Consider the following 26,347-nt stretch of genomic DNA (forward strand, 5'->3'; position numbering starts at 1 on the left):
AAACGTGCTAGGTAAGTAAAATTCTCTTTATTAAAAGCAGGAGGGTAGTATGAATTAATCGAATATTTTCTTAAAATGACTAGGGAGTGGTGCTTTTGATAATTAAAAAACGTACAATTCCAATTAGGATTCAAAAGAATGACGCACTTTTAAGAAGGATGCCTAAAAATCATAAGGTGCGAGCTAAAATTGAGGAAGATCTAGCAAGACGGTGGGCTGGTTATCGAGGGGAAGCAGCTTTGGATTTTCATTTAAGCAAACTCTCGGAAAATGAATATATGATTTTTCATGGGATTCGCCTCACGAACGGGAAGTATTTCTTTCAAATTGACACTTTAATACTTTCTGCGAAATTCGCCCTTATTTTAGAAGTGAAAAACTTTTCAGGTACATTATTTTTTGATCCTCAGTTTAATCAAATGATTCAAACCACTTTAAATGGCGAAGAAAGAGGTTATCCTCATCCCATTGAGCAGGCTAATCTACAAGCGGAAGAACTTAAAAAGTGGCTATCAAAACGAGGATTTAATCTCTAGGTTGAATTCTTCATTGTTATTAGCAAACCATCTACTATCCTCCGAACCTCTCCAGGAAATTCTCAAATTAACCAAAAAATTATTCATTCCCAATATCTAATAAGCAAAATTGATAAAGTAAGTATGTCCTACAAAGAAAAACAGCTTGATATCAAGACGCTAAAGAAGGTTTCTAAAAGTATTTTAAAAGAACACACCCCTGAGTCCATTGATATATTAAAATTTTATAAAATATCAATGGACGAAATTTTAACAGGCGTTCTATGTCCGGTTTGTATTGCAAAGCCTATGGAAAGACGGGATGGCAGCTGGCTATGTGAAGCATGCAGACTATTAAGTTCTAATGCACATTTTAAAACTGTTGCGGACCTTTTTTTATTAAATAATGGTGTTCCTGTTTTCAATAAACAATTTCGCGAGTTTCTTCATCTCCCATCTCCTCACATATCCAGGAGAATATTAGAATCCCTCAATCTCCCGCAAACCGGCACAGGCAAAGGCCGCCGCTATCTTCCCCCGCCCAGCTATCAGGACTTTGCCGAATTGGATATCCAGCTGTATTAAACTGATGCAATAACCCTTTAAAACATAACAGCGCTAAGATTTCCAATAAAAAAATCCAGCTGGAAATACTATTGTCATTTCATCCCTTCTCCGCAGGCTCGTTCATATGATATACTACTTTAGTTACTAACATTAATGGAGGATTTCATGAGCAAAGACTCTAAAGCTAGACACCAAAAAGGAAAGTTACTGTCATTTATCCCGACAGGTGAGTACTATTTTTCCAAAGGAATTAAGGCGTACCATCGCAGGGATTTTCATAAAGCGAAGAAATACTTAATGCGCGCAATGCAGCTTGAGCCGGGTGAACCGATGATTGTTTGCCAGCTGGCGATTGTCCATTCTGAGATGGGCGAGCATCAGGAATCTAATCGTTTGCTTCATATGATTCTGGAGGAGCTTGATGAGGATATGGTGGAGTGCCATTATTTCCTTGCAAACAATTATGCTCATTTGGGTCTTTTTAAGGATGCTTATCAGCATGCGAATACGTATCTTGATTTGGATCGGGACGGAGAGTTTACGGAAGATACAGAGGATCTATTGGATTTGCTGACGCTTGAGGCGGAGGATTTGGATGAGGACCTGTATGAGCAGGATGATTTAATTACGAAGCAGGAGCACGCACGGGAATTGCTTGAGTCCGGGCATTTTCCAAAAGCGGTTGAAATCCTGAATTTGGTTATCAATGAATATCCGGAGTATTGGTCCGCATATAACAACCTGGCATTGGCGTATTTTTACCTGGGAGAAGTCCAAAAGGCCTCCGATATTCTCGAGAAGGTTCTTGAGGAAAACCCGGGCAATCTTCATGCTCTTTGCAATAAACTTGTTTTCGCCTTTTACGAGCGGGATTTCAGGCAGGTGCGTTTGTTAAAAGAGGCACTGAAAAAAATAAAGCCGCTTTCGATTGAACATCAGTTTAAGCTTGGTGCGACTTTTGCTTTAACAGGCGAGTACGAAGCTGCTTTTTCATGGCTGCGCAAGCTTCAGAAGAAAGGTTTTGAAGGGGACGGTCCATTCTATTACTGGCTGTCTTACTCTGCTTTTTTTACCGGCAGGGAAGAACTGGCGAAAACTGCATGGAAGAAAGCAATTGAAATCAATCCGGAGAAGGTGGGCTTTGAACCTTGGAATGATGAAAAAGTGACGAATAGCGGTTTTGAAGATTACTATTCTTCCATTCTAAAAAAGCTGGAAAGCGATTATATCGAGGAGCGGTTATTCGGACTTTTCCTAACTTCGGTTTCCAGCAGAAAAAATGACGTTTTGGCATCAGACGCAATTGTCCAGAATAGCAAGTTTACACAAATGGAAAAGGATTATCTCTTATTTGTTAAAACAGAGCAGGAAACACCGAGCGGGGTGCAGGCTGCACATGAAACAGCCGAGCTTCTATACGAAAACTATCATCCAATCGGTACAGTGGAAGCTGGCTTATATTTAATGTGGTTTACCATCTTTGTGGAAATGACAAACAACCAGCAGAGTATAAAGAACAAAAAAGCATGGGCTGCAGCGATTGAATATGTGTGGCATAAATTGCGAAACGAAAAGGTTTCACAATCCAAAATTGCTGGCAGATATGGTATTTCTGCTTCGACGATGGGCAAATATGTGAAATCTGTGAACGACCGCCTTCAGTGAGCAGATTTTTGGACGAAACGCTCTTGGATTTTATAGGATAGCAGTAAGAAGGTCATACTATAGTATGCGTAATAAAGGACTTTTTATATAAAAACCTTTACGGATATTACAGGAGAGCTGATTACTGAAGGAGTGAATCGTTGTGAGTGAAGAAAAAATTTATGATGTCATTATCGCTGGTGCAGGCCCGGCCGGAATGACAGCTGCTGTCTATACATCCCGTGCAAATCTTTCTACATTAATGCTTGAGCGCGGTGTTCCAGGCGGACAAATGGCGAACACAGAAGAAGTTGAAAACTATCCTGGCTTTGGCCATATTTTAGGGCCGGATTTATCTACAAAAATGTTTGACCATGCGAAAAAGTTTGGCGCTGAATACGCTTATGGCGATATTAAAGAAGTGATTGACGGCGAAGAGTATAAAACAATTATTGCCGGGTCCAAGCAATACAAAGCCCGTTCCGTGATTATTTCAACTGGTGCCGAGTACAAAAAGCTTGGCATTCCTGGTGAAAAAGAGCTAGGCGGACGCGGTGTGTCTTATTGTGCGGTCTGTGATGGAGCTTTCTTTAAAGGCAAAGAGCTTGTCGTAGTCGGCGGCGGGGACTCTGCTGTTGAGGAAGGCGTTTATTTAACACGTTTCGCCTCAAAGGTGACAATCGTTCACAGACGTGACGAGCTTCGTGCACAGGCTATCCTGCAGCAGCGTGCATTTGATAATGAAAAAATTGACTTCATCTGGAATACAACTGTTAAAGAAGTCAACGACAAGGATGGCAAAGTGGGCAGCGTAACACTAGTGTCTACTGAAACAGGCGAAGAAAGCGAATTCAAGGCAGACGGTATTTTCATTTATATCGGAATGGTTCCTTTATCCAAGCCGTTTGCAAGCCTTGGCATTACAAACGGCGATGGCTATATTGAAACAAATGAGCGTATGGAAACGAAAGTGGAAGGCATTTTTGCTGCCGGCGACATCCGTGAAAAATCCCTGCGCCAAATCGTAACGGCAACTGGCGATGGAAGTATCGCTGCGCAAAGTGCCCAGCACTACGTTGAGGAACTAATGGAAAGCTTAAAGGCTAAAAGCTAAAAATAATCTATAAAGCTGCATATAGTCCAAAAGGACTGCATGCAGTTTTTTTATTAGGAAATTTAGCCACTAGTTGCAAAGATTAACAAAAAGTCATGTTGTTTTAATTCTCCTGTAACCTGGGTGAAATAATTATCGGGTAATATAGGAATAGAAATTGACCCCCTTTAAAGATATAATCCTTTGTAAAGCACAGGCACTTGGCCTGTGCTCTTTTTTTTATTTGGCTCTTTTCTAAAAGATTGTTGTTTTTAAATAGATTTGTGAATAAAAACATTGATAAATAAGGTTGGTTGATTGTAGCGTAAGGTGCGAGACTCCAGCGGGAGGAGTGGGACGTGCTGTGCGCCGAGGAGGCTCACCGCCCGCCCTGCGGTTCGCTGAGCATCCTGAAGTGGAAATCAACCACTCACCACTACTTGTTAAAAACAACAAAGTTTGCGAAAACAGCCTTTTATTTTAAGGCTTTGTTAGGCCTGTTGATTTTCCGCTCCAGGCACTCAAGCTGTCGCGGGCGGTCCGACGCTCCTCAAGCATTAAGCCTGTGGTGTCTCCCGCAGGACTTTGAATAGGCTTCACCGAAAAAACACCACACGAAGGGAATGCGAATGCATTTTCGAGGAGTTTGCGCCTTCCGCTCCAATCAGCTGGGTGCTAAAAACACTATTGAGCTTAACACAGCCTATTCTAAAAACCACACCCCCGTTTAAAGCACTTATAAATTATCCGGTTAAGTTTTTTTGGAAATCTGTATTCATTGTGGCTGTAAGACAAAAATAGTATAATGAAAGGAATAAAGAAAAGCGTTAGCCAGCTTTTACATAAAGCGATTCCGTGCAAAAGCAGTTAACGGAATGATTCGGATTAAATAGAGGTGAATAGTGTTGCAGCGAGTCACGAACTGTGTGTTATTAAAAGATGATCAAGTATTGCTTTTGCAAAAGCCCAGACGAGGCTGGTGGGTGGCGCCGGGCGGAAAAATGGAGCCGGGCGAATCAGTAAGGGACTCGTGCATCCGTGAGTTCAGGGAAGAGACAGGCATCTATCTGCGCAATCCCAATATTAAAGGGATTTTTACTTTTATCATGAAGGATGGCGATAAGGTCGTACAGGAATGGATGATGTTTACGTTCCTGGCTACAGCCTCCGATGGTTTAAATGTGGATGAGTCTGAGGAAGGCAAGCTTCGCTGGCATCCGTTTTCGGAGATAAAGAATTTGCCGATGGCTGCCGGTGATTCTCATATATTGGAATATATGATTCACGGCCAGGGCATGATTTATGGAACGTTTACCTATACGCCAGACTTTGAATTGATCAGTTACAGGCTGGATCCTAGCTGAATTTTGTCATAACAGGGGGAAATAGAATGAGTACGGGTGCTGTGAATGATACTCAAATGGTCATTATTACGGGAATGTCAGGGGCCGGAAAGACGGTAGCCATTCAAAGTTTCGAAGATCTGGGCTTCTTCTGTGTCGATAATTTGCCGCCGACACTGCTGCCGAAGTTTCTTGAACTGATGAAGGAATCAGGGAATAAGATGAATAAGGTAGCCTTGGTGATGGATTTGCGGGGGCGCGAATTTTTCGATCATTTGTTTAAGGCTTTGGATGAGTTATCGGAGACCTCATGGGTTACTCCGCAAATTCTTTTCCTGGACGCGGATGATTCGACATTGGTAAGAAGATATAAAGAAACAAGACGATCACATCCCCTTGCTCCATCCGGTTTGCCCCTTGAAGGCATTAAGCTTGAGCGGGAGCTGCTGGAGGAATTAAAAGGAAGGGCCCAGCTTATTTATAACACTTCCCAAATGAAGCCGAGAGAATTGCGTGAAAAAATTCTTACGGAATTTTCATTAAATAGAAAGACGATCTTTACTGTCAATGTGATGTCATTTGGCTTTAAGCATGGAATACCGATTGACGCTGATCTTGTATTTGATGTGCGTTTCCTGCCGAATCCTCATTATATCGAACATATGAGGCCAAAAACCGGTTTGGACGAAGAGGTTTCCAGCTATGTGCTGAAATGGACGGAAACAAGTAAATTCCTCGAGAAGGTTACAGAGCTGCTGAGCTTCATGCTCCCTCATTATAAAAGGGAAGGAAAGGCCCAGCTTGTTGTGGCGATTGGCTGTACCGGGGGCCAGCACCGTTCGGTCGCACTGGCAGAATACATTGCCAATCATTTTAAGAAGGACTACCATACGGCAATCACTCATCGTGACATCGAGAGGAGAAAGGAAAACGCCAAATGAACAGACAGCCAAGAATTGTCATCATCGGGGGCGGAACAGGATTGCCCGTTCTATTGAGAGGATTGAAAAAGCATCCTGTTGATATTACTGCGATAGTAACAGTAGCCGATGATGGCGGCAGCTCAGGAAGATTAAGAAATGACCTTCATATCCCGCCGCCGGGGGATATCCGGAATGTGCTGGCAGCTCTTTCGGATGTGGAGCCGCTGATCGAGGAAATGTTTCAGCATCGCTTTGCAACGTCCAATGAGTTATCAGGCCATTCGCTCGGTAACCTGATCCTTGCAGCGATGACTTCGATTACTGGGAACTTTGTCCATGCCATTCAGGAAATGAGCAAGGTTTTAAATGTGCGGGGAAAGGTTCTGCCGGCTGCCAATCAAAGTGTTGTGCTGCATGCAGAAATGGAAGATCGGACAATCGTTTCAGGTGAATCGAAAATCCCGTACTCCGGGAAAAAAATTAAACGGGTGTTTTTAACGCCGAAAAATATTAGAGCCTTGCCTGAAACACTGCAGGCGATCAGACAGGCTGATATGATTATTATCGGGCCTGGCAGCTTATACACAAGCATTCTTCCAAACCTGCTTGTGCCTAAGCTCGGCAGCGAGGTTTGCCATTCGAAAGCGAAAAAGGTATATATTTGTAATTTAATGACACAAGCAGGGGAAACTCTTGACTATACAGCCAGTGACCATGTTAAAGCATTATATGACCATATGAGCTGCGCTTTTATCAATACGATTCTCGTGAATAATGAGGAGATTCCTCCGCATATTCAGGAACGGTACAGCGAAGAAATGTCTAAACCTGTTGTTTATGACACGGCTGCGCTTACTGAATTGGGCCTTGAAATTATGCACGGCGAGATTGTCAGCCATGAAAATGGAATCATCAGGCATGATACAAAAGAAGTTGCCCAAATGCTTTATAATTTGCTTTTAGATGAAACCAATAAGCGCTTTAACGCGTAATATATATGTGTGCAAGGGCTAATGCAGGTGATATATAAACTGTGCATACGTTTGCCCAGGATAGAATACTATTTCTAAAGAACATTTTTATCTTTGCAGATAGGGGGTGAAGGGATGTCTTTCGCTTCGGAAACGAAAAAGGAATTGACGAACCTGGAAATAAAAGATTGCTGTGGAAAAGCGGAATTATCCGCGCTCATCAGGATGAATGGATCACTCTCTTTTTCCAATAGGAAATTGATCGTGGATATTCAGACGGAAAATGCGGCAATTGCAAGAAGGATTTATACATTAATTAAAAAGAACTATCAAGTTCAGGTTGAGCTGCTTGTCCGCAAGAAAATGAGATTGAAAAAGAACAATGTTTATATTGTCAGATTGAATGAAGAGGCAAGCATGATTCTTGATGACCTGAAAATTTTAAGCGAGGGATTCGTTTTTACACACGATATTTCCAATGAGCTTATTAAAAAGAAATGTTGTAAGCGTTCTTATCTGCGCGGCGCATTCCTTGCCGGGGGATCTGTTAACAATCCAGAGACCTCATCCTATCATCTTGAAATTGCTTCGCTTTATAAGGAGCATAATGATGCTCTCTGCGAATTAATGAATACGTTCGGGCTGAACAGCAAAACGCTCGAACGGAAAAAAGGATTTATCACGTATCTGAAGGAAGCTGAAAAAATAACCGAATTCCTGAACATTATCGGTGCTCACTCTGCACTGCTTCGCTTTGAGGATATCCGGATTGTCCGGGATATGCGTAATTCGGTTAACCGTCTAGTAAATTGTGAAACAGCGAACTTAAACAAAACCATCGGTGCAGCGCTCCGCCAGGTTGAAAACATCCGGTTCATCGACCAAACAGTCGGGCTGCAGATTCTGCCTGACAAGCTAAGGGAGATCGCCGAATTGAGGGTGGCTTATCAGGATGTCACATTGAAAGAGCTTGGGGAAATGGTCTCAGGCGGAAATATTAGCAAATCGGGCATCAATCACCGATTAAGAAAAATAGATGAAATAGCTGATAAACTCCGAGCAGGAGAAACCATTTCACATCATTAACAAGGAGTCAGCAGGGAGGAGATAAACATGGCGGAAAAACAGGTTGAAGTTAAGCTTAAAACAGGATTGCAGGCACGTCCGGCAGCATTATTCGTTCAGGAGGCAAATCGGTTCTCATCCGATATCTTCCTTGAAAAGGACGGCAAAAAGGTAAATGCGAAAAGCATCATGGGACTTATGAGCCTCGCTGTCAGCTCCGGGTCTGTGGTTACCTTAAGAGCAGAAGGAAATGACGAAGCCGAAGCGATCGAAGAGCTGGCAAAATACATTCAGAAGGAAAACTAAAACAACTCGCATCGGGAAGATGCGAGTTGTTTTTTTATCTTACTTATCTTTTTTATCTTCTAAAGAGTTGCGGGTAATAATCTGGTCAACCAGGCCGTATTCCAGCGCTCTTTCAGCTGTCATGAAGTTGTCGCGGTCAGTGTCTCTTGCGATGACTTCAAGCGGCTGTCCTGTACGCTCTGAAAGAATGGTGTTCAGCTTTTCGCGAAGAAAAAGAATGCGTTTTGCAGCGATTTCGATTTCTGTCGCCTGTCCCTGCGCACCGCCAAGTGGCTGGTGAATCATGACTTCACTGTTCGGAAGGGCGAAACGCTTGCCTTTTTCACCTGCTGCAAGCAAGAAAGCACCCATAGATGCAGCCATACCGATACAGATTGTCTGTACCTTTGGCTTGATGAATTGCATAGTATCATAAATAGCCATACCAGCTGTGATGCTTCCGCCAGGGCTATTAATGTAAATGGAAATGTCTTTCTCTGGGTTTTCAGCTTCAAGGAATAACAACTGGGCTACAATGGAGTTCGCCACATTGTCATCGATCGCGCTTCCCAGCATAATAATGCGGTCTTTTAAAAGGCGGGAGTAAATATCATAAGCGCGCTCCCCGCGGTTTGTTTGTTCAATAACTGTAGGGATTAAGTTCATTTTCCAATTCCTCCTTTAAAATAAGGGTTCAACATACAATGTGAACAAGCATGTTCTTCCAAGTGAAGAAAAATTTAATACTTCTGTATGTACTACCATGATACACTGATGGTCAATTAAGGTCAAACAAATCGCATAGGAAGCCGGGCTAATTCGTTCGACATCATTTTCTTTGAAAGATCAGAAAGTTAAATTACTGAACTCCGAGAACTGTCCAGCTCCAGCGCCTACCCCCTCGAGGTCACAAGCCGCTCCGCCCAGAAAGGTAAAGAACACCTTCCCGGGAGGATCGTCTTATGCTTGAGGCCCACAGGATGTGGGTCATGCAGACGTTGCCACAGGACGTGGCACTCTTAGTCTGCGTACCTTCGTGACCAAGGCACTAGCGCTTTTCTTATTGTCCTATCCCATTCCATGATACCCATTGTTCCAATTTTTAAACAAAAAGTATGCTTGCAAAGTTAAGGAACATATCATATAATTAGTTATCGTAACGGCTGAGCGCTTAGTCAGCCCGCTATTAAAATATCTGCCCTCGTGGTGCAACGGATAGCACGTAAGATTCCGGTTCTTGAGATGTGGGTTCGATTCCTGCCGAGGGCGCTGCCAAAACTCCTTGTCTGATATGGACAGGGGGTTTTTATTTTAGGGAAAATGTCGTTACCTGAAAACTGACTCTATCAGTATATAAATTGGAACCATCCCACTCGACAAAAATCGGATCCAACTGAATTTGAAAAAATTCCTATCCGCACATAAAAATCTTATCCGCATATTTATCCCTGTTTTCACCCAAAAGATTGGATAACTATCAGCCAACGCTGCAAATTAGCCATCTTCAATAAAGAAATTAAAAAAATCGCTAAAAATCTGCATTTTATCCGAAAAAAAGAATATTTTTCCCTCCGGCATGCATATGGTGAAGTATTCAGAATGATTGAGCGGAGCATGTGCCAGCACGTTTTTTTTGCCTTGGTGGAAAGATATTTCCATACAACATTTACCGCGAATATTGTAAAATGGGGACAGGGGGAATGTACGATGAATTTGAAAGCTGGGTTATGGCAGCAGCAGACAATGAAATTAGCAATGACACAGGAGCTAACGCAGGCGATTGCCCTTTTGCAATACAGCACGCAGGAGCTCTCATCTTTCCTCGAAAATAAAGCACTTGAAAATCCCCTTTTAAAAGTAGAATCAGGTCACGTCCAATCGATGGATCCCCGTTATGACCGTGTGAAACCGACGAGAAAAAAGGTTGAAAAAGATAAAATAAACTGGATTGAGCAAATTGGCTGCGGAAAAACGATGCTGCTGGATGAGCACTTAAAGTCACAGCTGCACTTCAAGCTAACCGCTGCCGAAAAAAAGGTAATCGAACGCCTTATTGAAAGCCTTGATGAAAACGGTTACTTCCGGGCGGAGCTTAACGCCGTTGCTTCATCGTTCAGAATATCGGCAGAGGAAGCCGAACGTATGCTGGAAATGGTACAGGAACTGGATCCTGCCGGTGTAGGGGCCAGAAACCTGCAGGAATGTCTTTCGTTACAGCTAAAAAGAATGCCAGAAAGAAACGAGCTGGCAGAAGCTATTATGGATGAATATTTCACCCTTTTTGCGGAAAAGAAGTGGAAGGAGATCGCGAAGCAGCTGGGCGTGGAGCTGAAGGAAATCCAGGAGGTTTTCGATCTAGTCCAGACCATGAACCCAAGGCCGGCATCATCCTTTCAAAATGAAAAGTCCGCATATATTACGCCAGACGTAATAATAAAATGGGATGGTGAATCTTTTTCAGTCAGCGTTTTTGACGAAGCCCTTCCGAAGATCAGTTTTAATAACGATTATTACAAACGTTTTTCTGCTGCTGGAGATCGAAATGTAAGCCGCTTCCTCCAGGAGAAGCAGCAGGATTATCATTGGATCGTGAGGAGCATAGAACAAAGAAAAGAGACGCTCACCAATGTTACCCTGAAAATCGTTGAAAAACAGCAGGACTTTTTTATAAAGGGGCCGGCATATTTGAAACCGATGACGATGAAGGAGATTTCGGATGAGCTTGATATCCATGAATCGACCGTAAGCCGTGCAGTCCGGGAAAAATATGCGCAAACAGCATACGGAACGTATGAGCTCAGATCGTTCTTCTCAAGCACGATTAAAACGACTTCCGATGAAAATACATCATCACAGCAAGTGAAGACGATTATTAGTAAAATGATTGAAGGGGAAAATAAGCAAAAGCCTTTATCCGATCAGGAACTGGTAAAGCTTCTGAAAGAAAAGGAAGGAATGGTTGTCAGCAGAAGGACGATCGCGAAATATCGTGACCAGCTCGGCATCCCATCTTCATCAAAACGGAAAAGGTATGATTGATAAAGGAGATTATCACTTTGAACCAGCCAGAGATCGTGCTATATACGCGAAGCAGATGCCCGCTATGCGATAAAGCAAAGGATGTACTAGTAGAATTAAAGAAAGAACACCATTTTACTTTAATTGAACGGGATATTGATGAGAGCGATGAACTGACAGAAAAATACGGCTTGATGATTCCAGTCGTTGAAATGAATGGGGAAGAAGTGCAATTTGGGCATATTGACACAATTACCATAAGTGAAGCGCTTACAGAAAAAAACTGAGTTTTATCAGTTGAATTCACCAATCACTCCTGCTATTATTGATTTTGAAGCAAGGGTGATTTTTTTTACGGTAAGTGGGACATAATATGTCTATGCGGGACGAAAAATGACCACGTATGATGAAGGAGCCATCCGATGTACTCACTAATTGATATTCAAAAAAGATTATTGCCTGATCTGCTTGCGGTTATGCAAAAGCGGTACCACATCCTTCACTACATAGGAATGATGGAGCCGGTTGGAAGAAGAAGCCTGGCGGTAAGCCTGGGCTTGACGGAAAGAGTGCTGAGAAGCGAAGTTGAATTTTTGAAAGATCAGAATCTGATTCGCATATCCAGTACAGGCATGAGCCTTACTTCCGATGGGAAAGAATTGCTTGAAGGCCTCGAGGGAATAATGAGGGAGATATCGGGTATAGCCATAATGGAACAAGATTTATCAAGAAAACTTGGCATCCGCCAGGCAATCATTGTTTCTGGCGACAGCGATGAGTCTCCATGGGTAAAGCAGGAGCTTGGAAGAGCGACCGCTTTGTGTATGAAATCCAGGCTTCAAGGAAAAAATATCATCGCAGTTACTGGCGGTTCCACAATGGCTGCCGTCGCAGAAATGCTGACTCCAGACCTTGCCGACCGGGATTGGCTATTTGTCCCTGCCAGAGGCGGAATTGGCGAAGATGTAAAGAATCAGGCAAATACCATATGTGCAAAAATGGCAGATCATACAGATTCCAGCCACAAGGTCCTTTATGTTCCGGACCAAGTGAGCAAGGAAATGTACGAAAGCATTATCAAAGAACCAAACATCAAGGAAGTCATCACCCAAATTAAATCTGCAAGCATGGTTTTACATGGGATCGGAGACGCTATAACAATGGCGGAACGCCGTAAAACCAGTGATAAAGATTTTGAAAAAATTAAACAGGCTGAAGCAGTAGGCGAAGCATTTGGCTATTACTTTAACGAAGGCGGCGAGGTTGTACATAAGGTTCAAACGATCGGCCTTCAGCTGGATGACTTATCCCATATTAAACATGTCATTGCTGTGGCTGGCGGCTCCTCAAAGGCAAAAGCCATTACAGCCTACATGAAACGTGCACCATCTTCAACCATTTTAGTAACAGACGAAGGTGCCGCAAAACAGTTGTTAAAAGGGTAATCCCCTTTTCAAATATAAAATCTACCTTTTTAAGGAGGAAATAATAATGGCAGTTAAAGTTGGTATTAACGGATTTGGAAGAATCGGGCGTGTTGTATTCCGTGCAGCTCTTAAAAACCCTAATGTAGAGGTTGTAGCAGTAAACGATCTTACAGATGCAAACATGCTTGCACACCTTTTAAAGTATGATTCTGTACATGGTAAATTAGAAGAAGAAGTTAAGGTTGACGGTGACTACCTAGTTGTTGGCGGTCAAAAGGTAAAGGTTATTGCTGAGCGGGATCCTGCTCAATTAGGCTGGGGAGATCTTGGCGTAGAAGTAGTAGTAGAATCTACTGGCCGTTTCACAAAGCGTGCTGACGCTGCGAAACACCTTGAAGCTGGTGCGAAAAAAGTTATCATCTCAGCTCCTGCATCTGACGAAGATATCACAGTTGTTATGGGTGTTAACCATGAGAAATATGATGCTGCAAACCACCATGTAATTTCTAACGCTTCTTGTACGACAAACTGCTTGGCTCCATTTGCCAAAGTATTGAACGACAACTTTGGAATCAAGCGCGGTATGATGACAACTGTTCACTCATACACAAATGACCAGCAAATCCTTGATTTGCCGCACAAAGACTACCGCCGTGCACGTGCAGCAGCAGAAAACATCATCCCAACAACTACTGGAGCTGCAAAAGCAGTATCTCTAGTATTGCCTGAACTAAAAGGCAAATTGAACGGTGGAGCTATGCGCGTTCCAACTCCAAATGTTTCTCTTGTTGACCTTGTTGCTGAGCTTGATAAAGACGTAACTGTTGAAGAAGTAAACAGCGCTCTTAAAGCAGCTGCTGAAGGCGACCTAAAAGGCATCCTTGCATACAGCGAAGAGCCATTAGTATCTGGCGACTACAACGGAAACCCTGCATCTTCTACAATTGATGCTCTTTCTACAATGGTTATGGAAGGCAACATGGTAAAAGTTATCTCTTGGTATGACAACGAAACTGGTTACTCAAACCGTGTAGTTGACCTCGTTGACTATATCGCTCAAAAAGGACTTTAATTTATAAAATTTCTTTACCAAAAAGATTCCTTTTGCGAAGAGTTCACAAGATAAATTTTTCTTTCAATAAAATGCTCATCTTGTTGGATATTAAAATCGCGAACGTCTATAATGGATATGGGTAAAAGGGGAGCAGGGAAACATTCCCTCTCCCTTTTGTTTTAAAGCAAAAAGTAAAAAAAATTGACTAGGATGGTGTCAAGCTCCAGCGCCTAGGGGCTCGAGTCATAAGCTTGGCTAGTTGCGGCTCCTAGGGACTCGAGAGCATAAGCCGATTTCCTCCAGAAGGATAAAGCACCTTCCTGCGGAAATCGTCTTATGCTTGTCGTCCCTAAACAGTCGCCTCACTTTTCGAGCAATCGCTTCTGAAGGCAAAGAACGCCTTCAGAAGCGCTCGTCTTATGCTTGAGGACCGCAGGGATGCGGTTCATGCAGACGTTGCCACAGACGTGGCGCTTTTAGTCTGCGTACCTCTTGGGCAAGGCGCTTCCGCTTTTCTAGTAAGGAGGTCCTTTTGCTATGAACAAAAAAAGCGTAAAAGATGTGGAGTTAAAAGGTAAACGGGTTTTTTGCCGCGTTGATTTCAACGTACCGATGAAGGATGGCCAGGTAACAGACGAAACTCGTATCCGAGCTGCTATTCCAACGATTGAGTATTTGACTAAACAGGGCGCTAAAGTTATTTTAGCGAGCCATTTGGGACGTCCAAAAGGTTCAGTTGTTGAAGAGCTGCGTTTAACACCTGTGGCCAAGCGTTTGTCCGAGCTTCTTGGCAAAGATGTGAAAAAAGCGGATGAAGCTTACGGCGATTCTGTAAAAGCGATGATTGAAACGCTGGGTGAAGGAGATGTCCTCCTTCTTGAAAACGTGCGTTTCTATCCTGGTGAAGAGAAAAATGATTCTGAACTAGCCAAGGCTTTTGCCGAATTGGCAGACGTTTATGTGAACGATGCATTCGGAGCTGCACATCGTGCCCATGCTTCCACTGAAGGAATTGCACACCATCTGCCTGCTGTATCAGGACTATTAATGGAAAAAGAGCTTGATGTACTTGGCAAAGCTCTTTCAAATCCGGAGCGTCCATTTACAGCCATTATCGGCGGTGCAAAGGTTAAAGATAAGATCGGCGTAATCGAAAACCTTCTTGAAAAGGTAGACAACCTGATCATTGGCGGCGGACTGGCTTATACATTTGTAAAAGCAAAAGGCCATGAAATCGGAAAATCACTATTGGAGGAAGATAAAATCGACTTAGCCAAAACATTTATGCAAAAAGCAGAAGAAAAAGGCGTGAACTTTTACATGCCTGTAGATGCGATTGTTGCAGACGATTTTTCTGAGGAAGCCAATATTAAGACAGTTGCAATTGAAGAGATTCCGGCTGATTGGGAAGCACTTGATATTGGACCGAAAACAGCTGAAATTTACAGCGATGTTATCCAGAATTCCAAGCTGGTTATCTGGAACGGGCCAATGGGTGTATTCGAATTGAAGAAATTCGCGAACGGAACAAGAGCTGTGGCTGAGGCTTTAGCAGAAGCAAACGATACATATTCAGTCATCGGCGGCGGCGACTCTGCAGCAGCGGTTGAAAAATTCCACCTTGCTGACCGGATGAGCCATATCTCTACAGGCGGCGGCGCTTCTCTTGAGTTCATGGAAGGGAAAGCTCTTCCTGGTGTCGTAGCTTTAAACGATAAATAATTTTTATTGCAGAGGGCGAAGATGATTGTCTTCAGCCCCGGTAATTCACAATAATAAAAGCAGGAAAGGATGTGCAACATGCGTAAACCAATTATCGCAGGAAACTGGAAAATGCATAAAACACTTCCGGAAGCGAAAGTCTTTCTTGAAGAAATCAATGGCTTAGTACCGGGGAAAGAGCAGGTTGATACAGTCGTATGTGCACCTGCACTATTCTTGGAGCGCCTGGTTGAAAGCGCGAAGGATTATGATGTCGAAATCGGCGCGCAAAACATGCACTTCGAGGAAAGCGGTGCTTTTACAGGTGAAATCAGCCCGGTAGCACTTGAAGACCTTGGCGTTAAATATGTCATTCTCGGCCATTCGGAGCGCCGTGAAATGTTCAATGAAACAGATGAGGCAGTAAACAAAAAGACGTTGGCTGCTTTCAAATATAACTTAACTCCAATCGTATGTGTCGGCGAATCGCTTGAACAGCGTGAAAACGGCGAAACAAAGGAGCTTGTTGGCTCTCAGGTTGAAAAAGCACTTAATGGCTTAACGGAAGACCAGGTGAAGCAAACTGTGATCGCTTATGAGCCAATCTGGGCTATCGGAACTGGCAAATCTTCTACATCTGAAGATGCCAATGAAGTATGTTCCCATATCCGCTCTGTTGTTGCGAAGCAATTTTCACAGGATGCTGCAGATGCGGTCCGCATTCAGTACGGCGGCAGCGTAAAGCCTGCCAACATCAAAGAATATATGGGCCAGCCTGATATTGATGGCGCTCTTGTAGGCGGAGCAAGCCTTGAGCCTAAAGATTTCCTTCAATTATTGGAGGCAGGCAAGAATGAGTAAATCTCCAGTTGCATTAATCATCTTAGACGGTTTCGCATTGCGGGGCGAGCGGATGGGTAATGCCGTTGCCCAGGCAAAGAAGCCAAACTTCGAACGTTTTTGGAATACCTACCCGAATGCAACCCTAACAGCGAGCGGCGAAGCGGTAGGGCTTCCAGAAGGGCAAATGGGAAACTCTGAAGTAGGCCACCTAAACATCGGCGCAGGCCGGATTGTTTATCAAAGCTTAACAAGAGTGAACGTGGCGATCCGCGAAGGACAGTTTGAGAAAAACGAAACCTTCCTTTCTGCGATTGACCATGCGAAAAAAAATGGTACAGATCTTCATTTGATGGGACTTCTATCAGATGGGGGCGTTCATAGCCATATTCAGCACTTATATGCGTTGCTTCGTTTGGCAGCTGAAGAAGGTGTAAAGAATGTCTATGTCCATGGCTTTTTGGATGGACGTGACGTTGGACCGAAAACAGCTCAAGGCTTCATTAAAGAAGCACAGGAAAAAATGAAGGAATACGGAGTCGGTGAATTTGCGACGATTTCCGGCCGGTATTACTCCATGGACCGCGACAAGCGCTGGGAGCGTGTTGAGAAGTCATACCGTTCCATGGTTTATGGCAATGGTCCTTCATACAGCGATCCTTTGGATTTAGTTGAAGATAACTATAAAAATGGAATCTTTGATGAGTTCGTGATTCCATCTGTCATAACAAAAGAAGATGGCGCACCGGTTGCAACGATTAAAAACAATGACGCGGTTATTTTCTATAACTTCCGTCCGGACCGGGCCATTCAGATTTCGAATACATTTACTAATAAAGACTTCCGTTCATTTGATAGAGGGCCAGGGCATCCTGAGAATTTATTCTTTGTGTGCTTAACCCATTTCAGTGAAACGGTAGATGGATATGTCGCGTTTAAACCGACAAACCTGGATAACACTTTAGGTGAGGTTTTAGCGCAAAATAATAAAACTCAGCTCCGCATTGCGGAAACAGAAAAGTATCCTCATGTTACGTTTTTTATGAGCGGCGGACGTGAAGAGAAATTCCCTGGTGAAGAGCGGGTTCTGATCGATTCACCGAAGGTAGCTACCTATGACCTTAAGCCTGAAATGAGTGCTTATGAAGTAACGGACGCGTTGCTGAAGGAAATAGAAGCAGACAAATTCGATGCGATCATCCTTAACTTTGCCAACCCGGACATGGTCGGCCACTCAGGTATGCTTGAGCCAACCATCAAAGCGGTAGAAACAGTTGACGAGTGCTTAGGCAAAATTGTCGACTTGCTTATTGAAAAAGGCGGAAAGGCTATTATTACAGCCGACCACGGAAATGCCGACGAAGTTGTTACTTTGGAAGGCAGCCCAATGACCGCCCATACCACAAACCCAGTACCAGTCATCGTCACACAAGACGGCGCAGAACTCCGCACAGACGGAATCCTTGGAGACCTCGCCCCAACCGTGCTCGACCTGCTCGGTCTAGAAAAGCCGGTTGAAATGACTGGAACAACTCTATTGAAAAAATAATCGGTACCAGGTACCACCCGAATCTTGTCGAAAACCATTTTTTTATATAAAAGGAGAGAATTGATATGCCATTTATCCAACATGTTTATGCTCGTGAAGTATTAGATTCCCGCGGTAACCCAACAGTTGAAGTTGAAGTTTTAACAGAATCAGGCTTTTTCGGCCGCGCAATGGTTCCATCTGGAGCTTCTACTGGTGAATATGAAGCGGTAGAACTTCGTGACGGCGACAAGTCCCGTTACCTTGGAAAAGGTGTGCAAAAAGCGGTAGACAACGTGAACAACCTAATTGCAGATGCTGTTATCGGCTTGGATGTAACAGACCAGGTTGGCATCGACCGCACAATGATCGAATTAGACGGAACTGAAAACAAAGGCAAGCTAGGTGCAAACGCAATCCTTGGCGTGTCTATGGCTTGTGCACATGCAGCTGCTGAGTCTGTAGGACTTCCTTTATACCGTTACCTTGGAGGCTTCAACGCGAAGCAGCTTCCAACACCAATGATGAACATCATCAACGGCGGATCTCACGCTGATAATAACGTAGACTTCCAGGAATTCATGATCATGCCTGTTGGAGCTCCTACATTCAAAGAAGCGATCCGCATGGGTGCTGAAGTATTCCATTCCTTGAAAAAAGTATTATCTGGAAAAGGCTTGAACACAGCTGTAGGTGACGAAGGCGGATTCGCTCCAAACCTTGGTTCAAACCGTGAAGCACTAGAAGTAATCATCGAAGCGATCTCTAACGCTGGCTACGAAGCTGGTAAAGACATCTACCTTGCAATGGACGTTGCTTCTTCTGAGTTCTACAACAAAGAAACTGGTAAATACGATCTTGCAGGTGAAGGACGTACAGGGTTAACTTCTGAAGATATGGTTAACTTCTATGAAGAGCTTGTTAACGAGTTCCCAATCATCTCAATTGAAGATGGTCTTGACGAAAACGACTGGGAAGGCCACAAGCTATTAACTGAGCGCATCGGCGGCAAAGTTCAGCTGGTTGGTGACGACCTATTCGTTACAAACACGAAGAAGCTTGCTCAAGGGATCGAGCAGGGCGTAGGCAACTCAATTTTAATCAAAGTAAATCAAATCGGTACATTAACTGAAACCTTTGAAGCAATCGAAATGGCGAAGCGCGCTGGCTACACAGCAGTTGTATCTCACCGTTCTGGTGAAACTGAAGACGCTACAATCGCTGACATCGCCGTTGCAACAAACGCTGGCCAGATCAAAACTGGTTCCATGTCCCGTACAGACCGTATCGCTAAATACAACCAGCTTCTTCGCATTGAAGACGAGCTTGGCGAATTAGCTGTATACGATGGGTTAAAATCTTTCTATAACTTGAGCAAGTAATCTTGCTTGGTGAGCAGCTGTCCCGGATGGGGCGGCTGCTTTTTTAACAGATAATATTGCTGGTGCGCAGCATCCAAAATTAATAGTTGGCCGGTAAATGGGCCAGTTTGGCCGGTATTTTACTGATTTTGGCCGGTAAATAGGAAGAATTGGCCGGTAAATGCTCATTTTCGGCCGGTAAAATTAAATTTTTCGAATAACTCTCTAGATAAATGATAGGTTCGGTTCTTAAATGAACCTGAATAGGGAAGTTTCATCCCTGTCAGCAGCTTTTTTGCAATATTGGAGGAAGATAAGTAGGTGAAACTCCGGAATTGGTGATTGGTAATAGAAGAATCAATCAAATAGAAGTAATCTTGGAGGGTTTTTATATGTGCTTCTTTATCAACAGTATTGCATGCGGCGCATTTCCAGGTGCCGCGTACCCTTTCCACAGTAAATTTGCTGCATGAGTGACATTGGATGCCAGTAATAATGTCTTTCTCTTGCAGATCATAGTATTTTAAAACACTGTAATTAGCCGGGTTATGTTTTTTTACAATAGTCTTGCTTACTTTCCTAATTTCTTTAGCTGTTAATTTCTCTTCGGGATATTTCACTTTCAGTTTATCTATCCTTTTAAGTATATGACTGGCGTGAAGCACTCTATCTAATGCATTTTTATGATAAGATGAAGTTTTTATTACGGTAGAAGGATTACTAATGACGACCAAATACTCAATCGGTATATTTACCTTTAAATCAATGAGCCATTTAGTAAGTTCCTTTTGCTGCCTTCTGGCTTGTATGAGTGGATCTAGGAATCCTTTTTCATTATCCTGCTTGGTTTGGATAAGCTGATTAAAGGTAGGGTCAAAAAAAATGGTGCCCGAAATATTTTTAATTTCGAGAATGAGGATAAAGCTGGGAGAGAGGAGCAACGTATCAATTTGAAAGAATTCCGTTCCGCTGTAAAGTCGAATATCATGAATAACAGTGAACTCAGTTAAACTTTTTATAAAATATTCCACGGCTTCTTCTCCACGGTAACCAGCCTTTCGTTTTGCCAAATCCTTCTCAATTAATGCCCTTTTTGGATGGTTGCCTGGCAGCCTTCTCAGCAGCGCTTGTAGGCTTTGGATAAAATCAGGAGATGTACGCTTATTTAATGTCACATGCATCAATCCTTTCATGTATTCTTTTCTAATTTCTCTTCATTACTATAAAAGTCCTTCTATCAAAACAGGCCTGCCAAAATCTTATTGTTTATACTACCAAAATGTGATAAATTAAGAATAATGTGAGTGTACGTTTTCAGGAGGTGGCTTCATGCATACATTATTGATTACTCTTTTAGTGATTGTTTCGATTGCACTTATCGTAGTTGTACTCCTTCAGTCTGGTAAAAGTGCAGGTCTTTCCGGTGCGATTTCCGGGGGAGCTGAACAGCTTTTTGGAAAACAAAAAGCACGCGGTCTTGATTTGATTCTACACCGTGCTACGATTATTCTATCTGTTTTGTTCTTTATCCTTACGGTTTTGGTATCTTTTTTCGCAGTATAGATGAACTCAGCGCCTGGCCTTTCAAAAGGTCAGGCTTTTTATTTTTATGGCTCTGTTAAACTTGCCTGTTGATTTCCGCTCCAGGCACTCAGCGAACCGCGGGCGGTCCGGGAGCCTCTTCGACGCATTCGCGTCTGCGGGGTCTCCCGCTGACACGCTTCTCCCGCAGGAGTCTCGCACCTTCCGCTCCAATCAACAGGGTGCTAAAAATCAACATTGAGCGTTTAACACAGCCATTTTTATAAGAATGTGGTGTCCGGATCAGGCAAAACCAGTTTTATTTTACATATAAAGCTTTTTATTAGCATGTTGCTTCTTTGTTTGCTAAAAATAAGGAATGCAGTTTCAATCAAACGTTTGATTATGAAAATTATAGGAATTATATAGGTAAAAGGAGTTTGAAATATGAAGATTGTAGCGCCAAAGCCGTTTACGTTTGGAAATGGAAAAAGGGCAGTCCTGCTGCTGCACGGTTTTACAGGTAATACTGCGGATGTGAGAATGATGGGAAGGTTCCTTGAAACAAAGGGCTATACCTGCCATGCGCCGCTATTTAAAGGCCATGGCGTTCCACCGGAGGAGCTTGTCCACACAGGGCCGGAAGATTGGTGGAAGGACGTCATGGAAGGGTATGAGTTTTTAAAAAACAAGGGGCATAAGGAGATTGCAGTTGCAGGTCTTTCCCTTGGCGGCGTATTTTCCCTTAAATTGGGTTACACTGTACCTATAAAGGGTATCATTCCGATGTGCGCACCTATGTACATAAAGAGCGAAGAGGTCATGTATAAAGGAATTCTGAGCTACGCAAGAGAATATAAAAGACTGGAAGGAAAGTCATCTGAGCAGATTGAACAGGAAATGGCGGAATTTGAAAAAACGCCAATGAAAACGCTGAAAGCCCTCCAGGAACTGATAGCGGATGTACGCAATCATGTGGATATGATCTATTCGCCGACGTTTGTCGTTCAGGCGCGTCATGACCATATGATCAACACGGACAGCGCCAATATCATTTTTAATGAAGTCGAAAATGATTTAAAACAGCTGAAGTGGTATGAGGAGTCCGGCCATGTCATTACGCTGGATAAAGAACGTAATCAGCTCGAAGAAGATGTTTATCAGTTTTTAGAAAAGCTGGATTGGGAAGAATAAAAGAAAAGACAAAATCTCCTTAAGGAGGGATGATGAAATGGAAAATAATATTCAACAGCTGATCGACAAGCTGCTCCATTATATGAAGGATGAGGCTTATAAGCCTTTGACGGTGCAGGAGCTAGAAGCTGCATTCGGAATCGAGGATTCAACCGGATTCAAGGATTTCGTCAAAGCGCTTGTTGTAATGGAAGAGAAAGGGCTTGTGGTTAGAACCCGAAGCAACCGCTACGGCTTGCCGGAAAAAATGAATCTCATCCGCGGCAGGCTTTCTGGACATGCAAAGGGATTCGCCTTTGTGATCCCGGAAGAGCCGGGGATGGATGATATTTTTATCCCGCCGAATGAAACAAATAATGCGCTGAACGGCGATACAGTTCTTGCTCGGGTTACATCAGAAAGCTCAGGGCAGCGAAGAGAAGGTACAATTGTCCGTATCCTGGAGCGCGGTGTTACACAAATTGTCGGAACGTATACGGAAAGCAAGCATTTTGGCTTTGTCATTCCAGATGATAAAAAGTTTGCCAGCGACATTTTTATCCCGAAAGCAGCATCAAAGGGTGCTGTGGAAGGGCATAAGGTCGTTGTAAAATTGACCACTTATCCGGAAGGGCGCAAAAGTGCAGAAGGAGAAGTTATCGACATCCTTGGGCATAAAAATGACCCAGGTGTGGATATTCTGTCTGTTATCCACAAGCATGGCCTTCCGCTTGAGTTTCCGGAAGAAGTGCTTAAGCAGGCCGAAGAGACGCCGGATACGATTGATCCCAGTGAGCTTGAAAACCGCCGTGACTTAAGAAATGAAGTCATTGTAACTATTGACGGTGCCGATGCGAAAGACCTTGACGATGCCGTTATGGTTAAAAAGCTTGATAACGGAAATTACAAGCTTGGCGTCCATATTGCCGATGTTACGTATTATGTACGCGAGGATTCGCCGATTGACCGGGAAGCAGTAGATAGGGCAACGAGTGTTTATTTAGTAGATCGGGTTATCCCGATGATTCCTCATCGCCTTTCTAATGGCATTTGCTCCTTGAACCCGAAAGTGGATCGCCTCACTCTTTCATGTGAGATGGAAATTACATCGGACGGGGAAGTTGTGAAACATGAAATTTTCCAGAGTGTAATTAAAACAACTGAGCGAATGACTTATTCAGATGTTAATAAGATTCTGGAAGACGAAGATGAAGAACTTATCAACAGGTACGAATCTCTTGTGCCAATGTTCCAGCTGATGAAGGAGCTTTCTCTGATTTTACGTAAAAAGAGAATGAACCGCGGAGCTATTGATTTTGACTTCAAAGAAGCAAAAGTGATTGTGGATGAAGAAGGAAATCCGACAGATGTCGCACTGCGTGAACGCTCGATTGCAGAACGCCTTATTGAAGAGTTCATGCTGGCGGCGAATGAAGCGGTTGCTGAGCATTTCCACTGGATGGACGTACCGTTCATTTACCGGATCCATGAAGATCCGAAAGAAGATAAGCTAAGAAGATTTTTCGAGTTTATCACAAACTTCGGCTATATCGTAAAGGGAACAGCCAATTCTGTTCATCCGCGCGCCCTTCAGGAAATCATTGAAGAAGTCCAGGGCAAGCCAGAAGAAATGGTAATATCAACGGTTATGCTGCGTTCCATGCAGCAGGCCAAATATTATGAAGAGAGCCTGGGACACTTCGGGCTATCAACAGAGTTTTACACACACTTCACATCGCCAATTCGCCGTTATCCGGATTTAATTGTCCATCGTTTAATCCGCACGTATTTAATTGAAGGAAAGCTGGATCAGGCGACCAGGGAAAAATGGAACGCTTCACTTCCGGATATTGCAGAGCATTCATCCAATATGGAGCGGCGTGCGGTTGAAGCTGAGCGTGAAACGGATGAGCTGAAGAAAGCGGAATATATGGCTGATAAAATTGGCCAGGAATACGACGGTATTATCAGCTCCGTAACGAACTTTGGAATGTTCGTCGAGCTTCCAAATACAATTGAAGGTCTGATCCATGTCAGCTACATGACAGATGACTATTACCGCTATGACGAGCGGCAGATGGCCATGATTGGCGAGCGCACAGGCAATGTATTCCGGATTGGAGACGAGATCACTGTCCGTGTGGTCAATGTTAACAAAGATGAACGCTCCATCGATTTTGAAATCGTCGGCATGAAGGGAACCCGCAGAAGGGAACCAAGAGATGCGCCGAAGGTCTTCAAAACAGGCAGCACCGAGAAAAAGCCGCGCAAAGGAAAGTCTGACCAGGGCAGAGGAAACAGTTCAGGCGGACCTAGAAAGAAAAAAGAGAAAAAGCATTACGAAAATGCACCAAAAGCAAAGAGGAAGAAAAAGAAGCGGTAAAGCGAAAATGGAGGGCCTTTTTAAAGGGCTCTCCTTTCCCATCCCGGCAGGGTTCATCATTGAGAGGATCCGGGAAATTTGCTATAATAGAGGGACCGTTAATGAGCGGATGCTGCATTTTTCCTGCCGACAATTTTAATATAAAGATAACTATTTCAGACAGGAAAGAGGAGCAAAGGGGGATTCATCATGCCAAAAGGTACTGGCAAACTGGTTGCGCAAAATAAAAAAGCATATCATGACTACTCAATAGAAGAAACTTACGAAGCGGGCATTGTTCTCCAGGGAACAGAGATTAAATCAATCCGCGCCGGCAAGGTTAACCTAAAGGATTCATATGCAAGGATTCAAAACAACGAAATCTATCTATTCGGCATGCATGTCAGCCCATATGAGCAGGGGAACCGCTATAACCATGATCCGCTCCGGACAAGAAAGCTGCTTCTTCACAGAAAAGAAATCAACAAGCTGATCGGCGATTCAAAAGAAATTGGCTATTCGCTTGTACCATTAAAAATGTATCTGAAAAACGGCTATGCAAAAGTTTTATTAGGCCTTGCAAAGGGTAAAAAGAAATATGACAAACGAGAGGATCTGAAGAAAAAAGAAGCCAAGCGTGAAGTGGAGCGTGCTTTTCGTGAAAGGCAGAAAATGTAAATCCAGAACCTTACAATTGAAAAACAAGCTCAATGTGTTATAATAGTAATTGTCACAGCAAGTGACACAATCTTTAGCTCATCTATTTCGAGCTTTTCCGAACGTCAGCGTGCAGAATGAGATTCGGCGCAGACCTATCGTAAGCTGTCCAGCTCCAGGCACCATCGGCTCGAGGTCATAAGCCGATAAACGGGCGCCTTACGCATTTCTATCATGGGGACGCTACGGATTCGACAGGGATAGTTCGAGCTTAGGTTGCGAGTCGAGGGGATCGGCCTCGTTAAAACGTCAAAGCCTATAACTGGCAAACAACAAAACAACTTCGCTTTAGCTGCCTAATAGGCCTTTAGCGGTTCGCCCCTCCATCGCCCATGTGGTAGGGTAGCGGACTCACTCTTAGTGGGCTACGCCGGATTCCACCGTCTGAGGATGAAGGAAGAGAACAACCAGGCTAGCTGGCCGGACGCCCGTCGATAGGCATAAGGACCAGCGAAACGCGAATATATCGACTACACTCGTAGAAGCTTAAGTGCCGATATTTCTGGACGAGGGTTCGACTCCCTCCGTCTCCACCAAATACATATTTGGTGGTTTTTACTTTTCAAAACATAATTCATTTACTAAGGTGTGACACCTTCTTTAGATGTCACGCCTTTTTTATATTCTTTAGAAGACCCAGCCTTATTTGATCTGCAGCCGCCAGGCGCTAAAAAAACTACATAAAAAGCGGTCTAATAATGATTTGAAGTCTAAAATCATATCCAACCCTTTCATCAAATTAAATGGAATTATAAAATTGATCTTTATCAAGGTCTTCTTTGTGGAGGGACGAACAAACATGGGTGAAAAATTAGCCAAAGGAATCATCGCAGGCGGTATGTCCGGTATTTTTCTAGGCTTATTCCTTAAAATTATAGAAGTAATTACGGAAGTAAAAGTCTATGTTTTATTGCTGAATGTTGATTATATCCCACTTCTGAAGGAGTTTAGCTTCCCAGAGCCTCTGGAGTTTTTACTCCATTTAATCATCTCTGTCATCGTAGCGGCCGCCCTTTTTTCTATCATAAAAAAATATCAATGGACACAAAAGCAAATTATATTCCGGACGATTTTCATCTCCTTCTTAATAGGCGTCCTGCTTTACCCAACAACCGTCTTATCAGATCGCACCCCTGAATTAACTTCTGTTTCGGCTCTTTCCTTCTGGCTGCTCGGCCATCTGTTATATGGATGGATTTTGACGTTATTTTTCATAAAAAAGGGACCGTCACGCTAGAC

At 43.4% G+C, this 26,347-nt stretch carries 24 protein-coding genes, 1 tRNA gene and 1 other RNA gene; 24 read left to right on the plus strand and 2 right to left on the minus strand.

What is annotated here, in order from left to right; translation table 11 throughout:
* Nucleotides 1-95 precede the first annotated feature (95 nt).
* From IQ19_RS05505 to IQ19_RS05545, 9 genes are all read left to right on the plus strand, one after another.
* Complete coding sequence (locus IQ19_RS05505; RefSeq protein ID WP_144540775.1) at nt 96-536, plus strand: nuclease-related domain-containing protein; 441 nt, start codon at nt 96-98, stop codon at nt 534-536.
* 123 nt (nt 537-659) lie between these two features.
* On the plus strand, nt 660-1,100 hold the full coding sequence (locus tag IQ19_RS05510; protein ID WP_144540778.1) for a hypothetical protein: 441 nt from the start codon (nt 660-662) through the stop codon (nt 1,098-1,100).
* A gap of 147 nt (nt 1,101-1,247) precedes the next feature.
* The gene (locus tag IQ19_RS05515; RefSeq protein ID WP_144540781.1) at nt 1,248-2,747 is read left to right on the plus strand and encodes a tetratricopeptide repeat protein; all 1,500 of its coding nucleotides are present in this window, start codon (nt 1,248-1,250) and stop codon (nt 2,745-2,747) included.
* Nucleotides 2,748-2,889: 142 nt separating this feature from the next.
* A complete protein-coding gene (trxB, locus tag IQ19_RS05520; RefSeq protein ID WP_144540784.1) occupies nt 2,890-3,840 on the plus strand; it encodes a thioredoxin-disulfide reductase in 951 nt (316 codons plus the stop codon).
* A gap of 884 nt (nt 3,841-4,724) precedes the next feature.
* Nucleotides 4,725-5,183, plus strand: a complete 459-nt coding sequence (locus tag IQ19_RS05525) for an NUDIX hydrolase (RefSeq protein ID WP_026582041.1) — start codon at nt 4,725-4,727, stop codon at nt 5,181-5,183.
* 26 nt (nt 5,184-5,209) lie between these two features.
* Nucleotides 5,210-6,103, plus strand: coding sequence for an RNase adapter RapZ (rapZ, locus tag IQ19_RS05530; protein WP_144540787.1), 894 nt, complete (start codon nt 5,210-5,212; stop codon nt 6,101-6,103).
* Entirely contained in the window at nt 6,100-7,077 is a 978-nt protein-coding gene (locus IQ19_RS05535; protein WP_144540790.1) for a gluconeogenesis factor YvcK family protein, read from the plus strand. The genes rapZ and IQ19_RS05535 overlap by 4 nt, the downstream gene beginning before the upstream one ends.
* Nucleotides 7,078-7,191: 114 nt before the next feature.
* Nucleotides 7,192-8,142 carry a DNA-binding protein WhiA gene (gene whiA, locus IQ19_RS05540; protein ID WP_144540793.1) on the plus strand — a complete coding sequence of 317 codons (951 nt, stop codon included), beginning with the start codon at nt 7,192-7,194 and terminating at the stop codon, nt 8,140-8,142.
* Between the two features lie 27 nt (nt 8,143-8,169).
* Complete coding sequence (locus IQ19_RS05545) at nt 8,170-8,427, plus strand: HPr family phosphocarrier protein (RefSeq protein WP_144540796.1); 258 nt, start codon at nt 8,170-8,172, stop codon at nt 8,425-8,427.
* 39 nt (nt 8,428-8,466) lie between these two features.
* On the opposite strand, the gene clpP is transcribed toward IQ19_RS05545, so the two are convergent.
* Nucleotides 8,467-9,072 carry an ATP-dependent Clp endopeptidase proteolytic subunit ClpP gene (gene clpP / locus IQ19_RS05550; RefSeq protein WP_110064622.1) on the minus strand — a complete coding sequence of 202 codons (606 nt, stop codon included), beginning with the start codon at nt 9,070-9,072 and terminating at the stop codon, nt 8,467-8,469.
* A 531-nt stretch (nt 9,073-9,603) separates the two neighbouring features.
* Here clpP and IQ19_RS05555 point away from each other — a divergent pair.
* The 9 genes from IQ19_RS05555 to eno all read left to right on the plus strand — a co-directional run bounded on the left by IQ19_RS05555 (nt 9,604) and on the right by eno (nt 19,356).
* Nucleotides 9,604-9,675, plus strand: a tRNA-Arg gene (locus IQ19_RS05555).
* 438 nt (nt 9,676-10,113) lie between these two features.
* Nucleotides 10,114-11,445, plus strand: coding sequence for an RNA polymerase factor sigma-54 (gene rpoN / locus IQ19_RS05560; RefSeq protein ID WP_144540798.1), 1,332 nt, complete (start codon nt 10,114-10,116; stop codon nt 11,443-11,445).
* Nucleotides 11,446-11,462: 17 nt separating this feature from the next.
* Nucleotides 11,463-11,711 (plus strand): glutaredoxin family protein, encoded by a 249-nt coding sequence (locus IQ19_RS05565; RefSeq protein WP_144540800.1) that lies wholly within the window; start codon nt 11,463-11,465, stop codon nt 11,709-11,711.
* A 135-nt stretch (nt 11,712-11,846) separates the two neighbouring features.
* Nucleotides 11,847-12,869, plus strand: a complete 1,023-nt coding sequence (locus IQ19_RS05570; protein ID WP_144540804.1) for a sugar-binding transcriptional regulator — start codon at nt 11,847-11,849, stop codon at nt 12,867-12,869.
* A 46-nt stretch (nt 12,870-12,915) separates the two neighbouring features.
* The gene (gene gap, locus IQ19_RS05575; protein WP_144540807.1) at nt 12,916-13,923 is read left to right on the plus strand and encodes a type I glyceraldehyde-3-phosphate dehydrogenase; all 1,008 of its coding nucleotides are present in this window, start codon (nt 12,916-12,918) and stop codon (nt 13,921-13,923) included.
* A gap of 519 nt (nt 13,924-14,442) precedes the next feature.
* Nucleotides 14,443-15,627: a phosphoglycerate kinase gene (locus tag IQ19_RS05580; RefSeq protein ID WP_144540810.1), complete on the plus strand. Its 1,185-nt coding sequence runs from the start codon at nt 14,443-14,445 to the stop codon at nt 15,625-15,627.
* A 78-nt stretch (nt 15,628-15,705) separates the two neighbouring features.
* Nucleotides 15,706-16,467: a triose-phosphate isomerase gene (tpiA, locus tag IQ19_RS05585; protein ID WP_144540813.1), complete on the plus strand. Its 762-nt coding sequence runs from the start codon at nt 15,706-15,708 to the stop codon at nt 16,465-16,467.
* Nucleotides 16,460-17,995, plus strand: a complete 1,536-nt coding sequence (gpmI, locus tag IQ19_RS05590; RefSeq protein WP_144540816.1) for a 2,3-bisphosphoglycerate-independent phosphoglycerate mutase — start codon at nt 16,460-16,462, stop codon at nt 17,993-17,995. The genes tpiA and gpmI overlap by 8 nt, the downstream gene beginning before the upstream one ends.
* 65 nt (nt 17,996-18,060) lie before the next feature.
* Nucleotides 18,061-19,356 (plus strand): phosphopyruvate hydratase, encoded by a 1,296-nt coding sequence (gene eno, locus IQ19_RS05595; protein ID WP_144540819.1) that lies wholly within the window; start codon nt 18,061-18,063, stop codon nt 19,354-19,356.
* A gap of 164 nt (nt 19,357-19,520) precedes the next feature.
* Here eno and IQ19_RS05600 read toward each other — a convergent pair whose 3' ends face one another.
* Nucleotides 19,521-20,510, minus strand: coding sequence for a nuclease-related domain-containing protein (locus IQ19_RS05600; protein ID WP_158638742.1), 990 nt, complete (start codon nt 20,508-20,510; stop codon nt 19,521-19,523).
* Nucleotides 20,511-20,664: 154 nt separating this feature from the next.
* Here IQ19_RS05600 and secG point away from each other — a divergent pair, with 154 nt between their 5' ends.
* The 6 genes from secG (at nt 20,665) to IQ19_RS05630 (ending at nt 26,345) form a co-directional block, all read left to right on the plus strand.
* Complete coding sequence (gene secG / locus IQ19_RS05605; RefSeq protein ID WP_144540825.1) at nt 20,665-20,898, plus strand: preprotein translocase subunit SecG; 234 nt, start codon at nt 20,665-20,667, stop codon at nt 20,896-20,898.
* Between the two features lie 405 nt (nt 20,899-21,303).
* Nucleotides 21,304-22,050 carry an alpha/beta hydrolase gene (locus tag IQ19_RS05610; RefSeq protein WP_144540828.1) on the plus strand — a complete coding sequence of 249 codons (747 nt, stop codon included), beginning with the start codon at nt 21,304-21,306 and terminating at the stop codon, nt 22,048-22,050.
* Between the two features lie 37 nt (nt 22,051-22,087).
* Nucleotides 22,088-24,412, plus strand: coding sequence for a ribonuclease R (gene rnr, locus IQ19_RS05615; protein ID WP_144540831.1), 2,325 nt, complete (start codon nt 22,088-22,090; stop codon nt 24,410-24,412).
* Between the two features lie 189 nt (nt 24,413-24,601).
* Nucleotides 24,602-25,069 (plus strand): SsrA-binding protein SmpB, encoded by a 468-nt coding sequence (gene smpB / locus IQ19_RS05620; protein ID WP_144540833.1) that lies wholly within the window; start codon nt 24,602-24,604, stop codon nt 25,067-25,069.
* Between the two features lie 215 nt (nt 25,070-25,284).
* Nucleotides 25,285-25,644, plus strand: a transfer-messenger RNA (tmRNA) gene (gene ssrA / locus IQ19_RS05625).
* A gap of 263 nt (nt 25,645-25,907) precedes the next feature.
* Nucleotides 25,908-26,345: a hypothetical protein gene (locus IQ19_RS05630; RefSeq protein ID WP_144540837.1), complete on the plus strand. Its 438-nt coding sequence runs from the start codon at nt 25,908-25,910 to the stop codon at nt 26,343-26,345.
* Nucleotides 26,346-26,347 lie beyond the last annotated feature (2 nt).

The sequence above is a fragment of the Cytobacillus oceanisediminis genome, assembly GCF_007830235.1.
Lineage (GTDB): Bacteria > Bacillota > Bacilli > Bacillales > Cytobacillaceae > Cytobacillus > Cytobacillus oceanisediminis.

Excerpts from the sequence above, each read along its gene's own strand:
- IQ19_RS05510 (WP_144540778.1), top strand. The coding sequence starts at position 660 with ATGTCCTACAAAGAAAAACAGCTTGATATCAAGACGCTAAAGAAGGTT.
- IQ19_RS05515 (WP_144540781.1), top strand. The coding sequence starts at position 1,248 with ATGAGCAAAGACTCTAAAGCTAGACACCAAAAAGGAAAGTTACTGTCA.
- rapZ (WP_144540787.1), top strand. The coding sequence starts at position 5,210 with ATGAGTACGGGTGCTGTGAATGATACTCAAATGGTCATTATTACGGGA.
- IQ19_RS05535 (WP_144540790.1), top strand. The coding sequence starts at position 6,100 with ATGAACAGACAGCCAAGAATTGTCATCATCGGGGGCGGAACAGGATTG.
- whiA (WP_144540793.1), top strand. The coding sequence starts at position 7,192 with ATGTCTTTCGCTTCGGAAACGAAAAAGGAATTGACGAACCTGGAAATA.
- IQ19_RS05545 (WP_144540796.1), top strand. The coding sequence starts at position 8,170 with ATGGCGGAAAAACAGGTTGAAGTTAAGCTTAAAACAGGATTGCAGGCA.
- clpP (WP_110064622.1), bottom strand. The coding sequence starts at position 9,072 with ATGAACTTAATCCCTACAGTTATTGAACAAACAAACCGCGGGGAGCGC.
- rpoN (WP_144540798.1), top strand. The coding sequence starts at position 10,114 with ATGAATTTGAAAGCTGGGTTATGGCAGCAGCAGACAATGAAATTAGCA.
- IQ19_RS05570 (WP_144540804.1), top strand. The coding sequence starts at position 11,847 with ATGTACTCACTAATTGATATTCAAAAAAGATTATTGCCTGATCTGCTT.
- gap (WP_144540807.1), top strand. The coding sequence starts at position 12,916 with ATGGCAGTTAAAGTTGGTATTAACGGATTTGGAAGAATCGGGCGTGTT.
- IQ19_RS05580 (WP_144540810.1), top strand. The coding sequence starts at position 14,443 with ATGAACAAAAAAAGCGTAAAAGATGTGGAGTTAAAAGGTAAACGGGTT.
- tpiA (WP_144540813.1), top strand. The coding sequence starts at position 15,706 with ATGCGTAAACCAATTATCGCAGGAAACTGGAAAATGCATAAAACACTT.
- gpmI (WP_144540816.1), top strand. The coding sequence starts at position 16,460 with ATGAGTAAATCTCCAGTTGCATTAATCATCTTAGACGGTTTCGCATTG.
- eno (WP_144540819.1), top strand. The coding sequence starts at position 18,061 with ATGCCATTTATCCAACATGTTTATGCTCGTGAAGTATTAGATTCCCGC.
- secG (WP_144540825.1), top strand. The coding sequence starts at position 20,665 with ATGCATACATTATTGATTACTCTTTTAGTGATTGTTTCGATTGCACTT.
- IQ19_RS05610 (WP_144540828.1), top strand. The coding sequence starts at position 21,304 with ATGAAGATTGTAGCGCCAAAGCCGTTTACGTTTGGAAATGGAAAAAGG.
- rnr (WP_144540831.1), top strand. The coding sequence starts at position 22,088 with ATGGAAAATAATATTCAACAGCTGATCGACAAGCTGCTCCATTATATG.
- smpB (WP_144540833.1), top strand. The coding sequence starts at position 24,602 with ATGCCAAAAGGTACTGGCAAACTGGTTGCGCAAAATAAAAAAGCATAT.
- IQ19_RS05630 (WP_144540837.1), top strand. The coding sequence starts at position 25,908 with ATGGGTGAAAAATTAGCCAAAGGAATCATCGCAGGCGGTATGTCCGGT.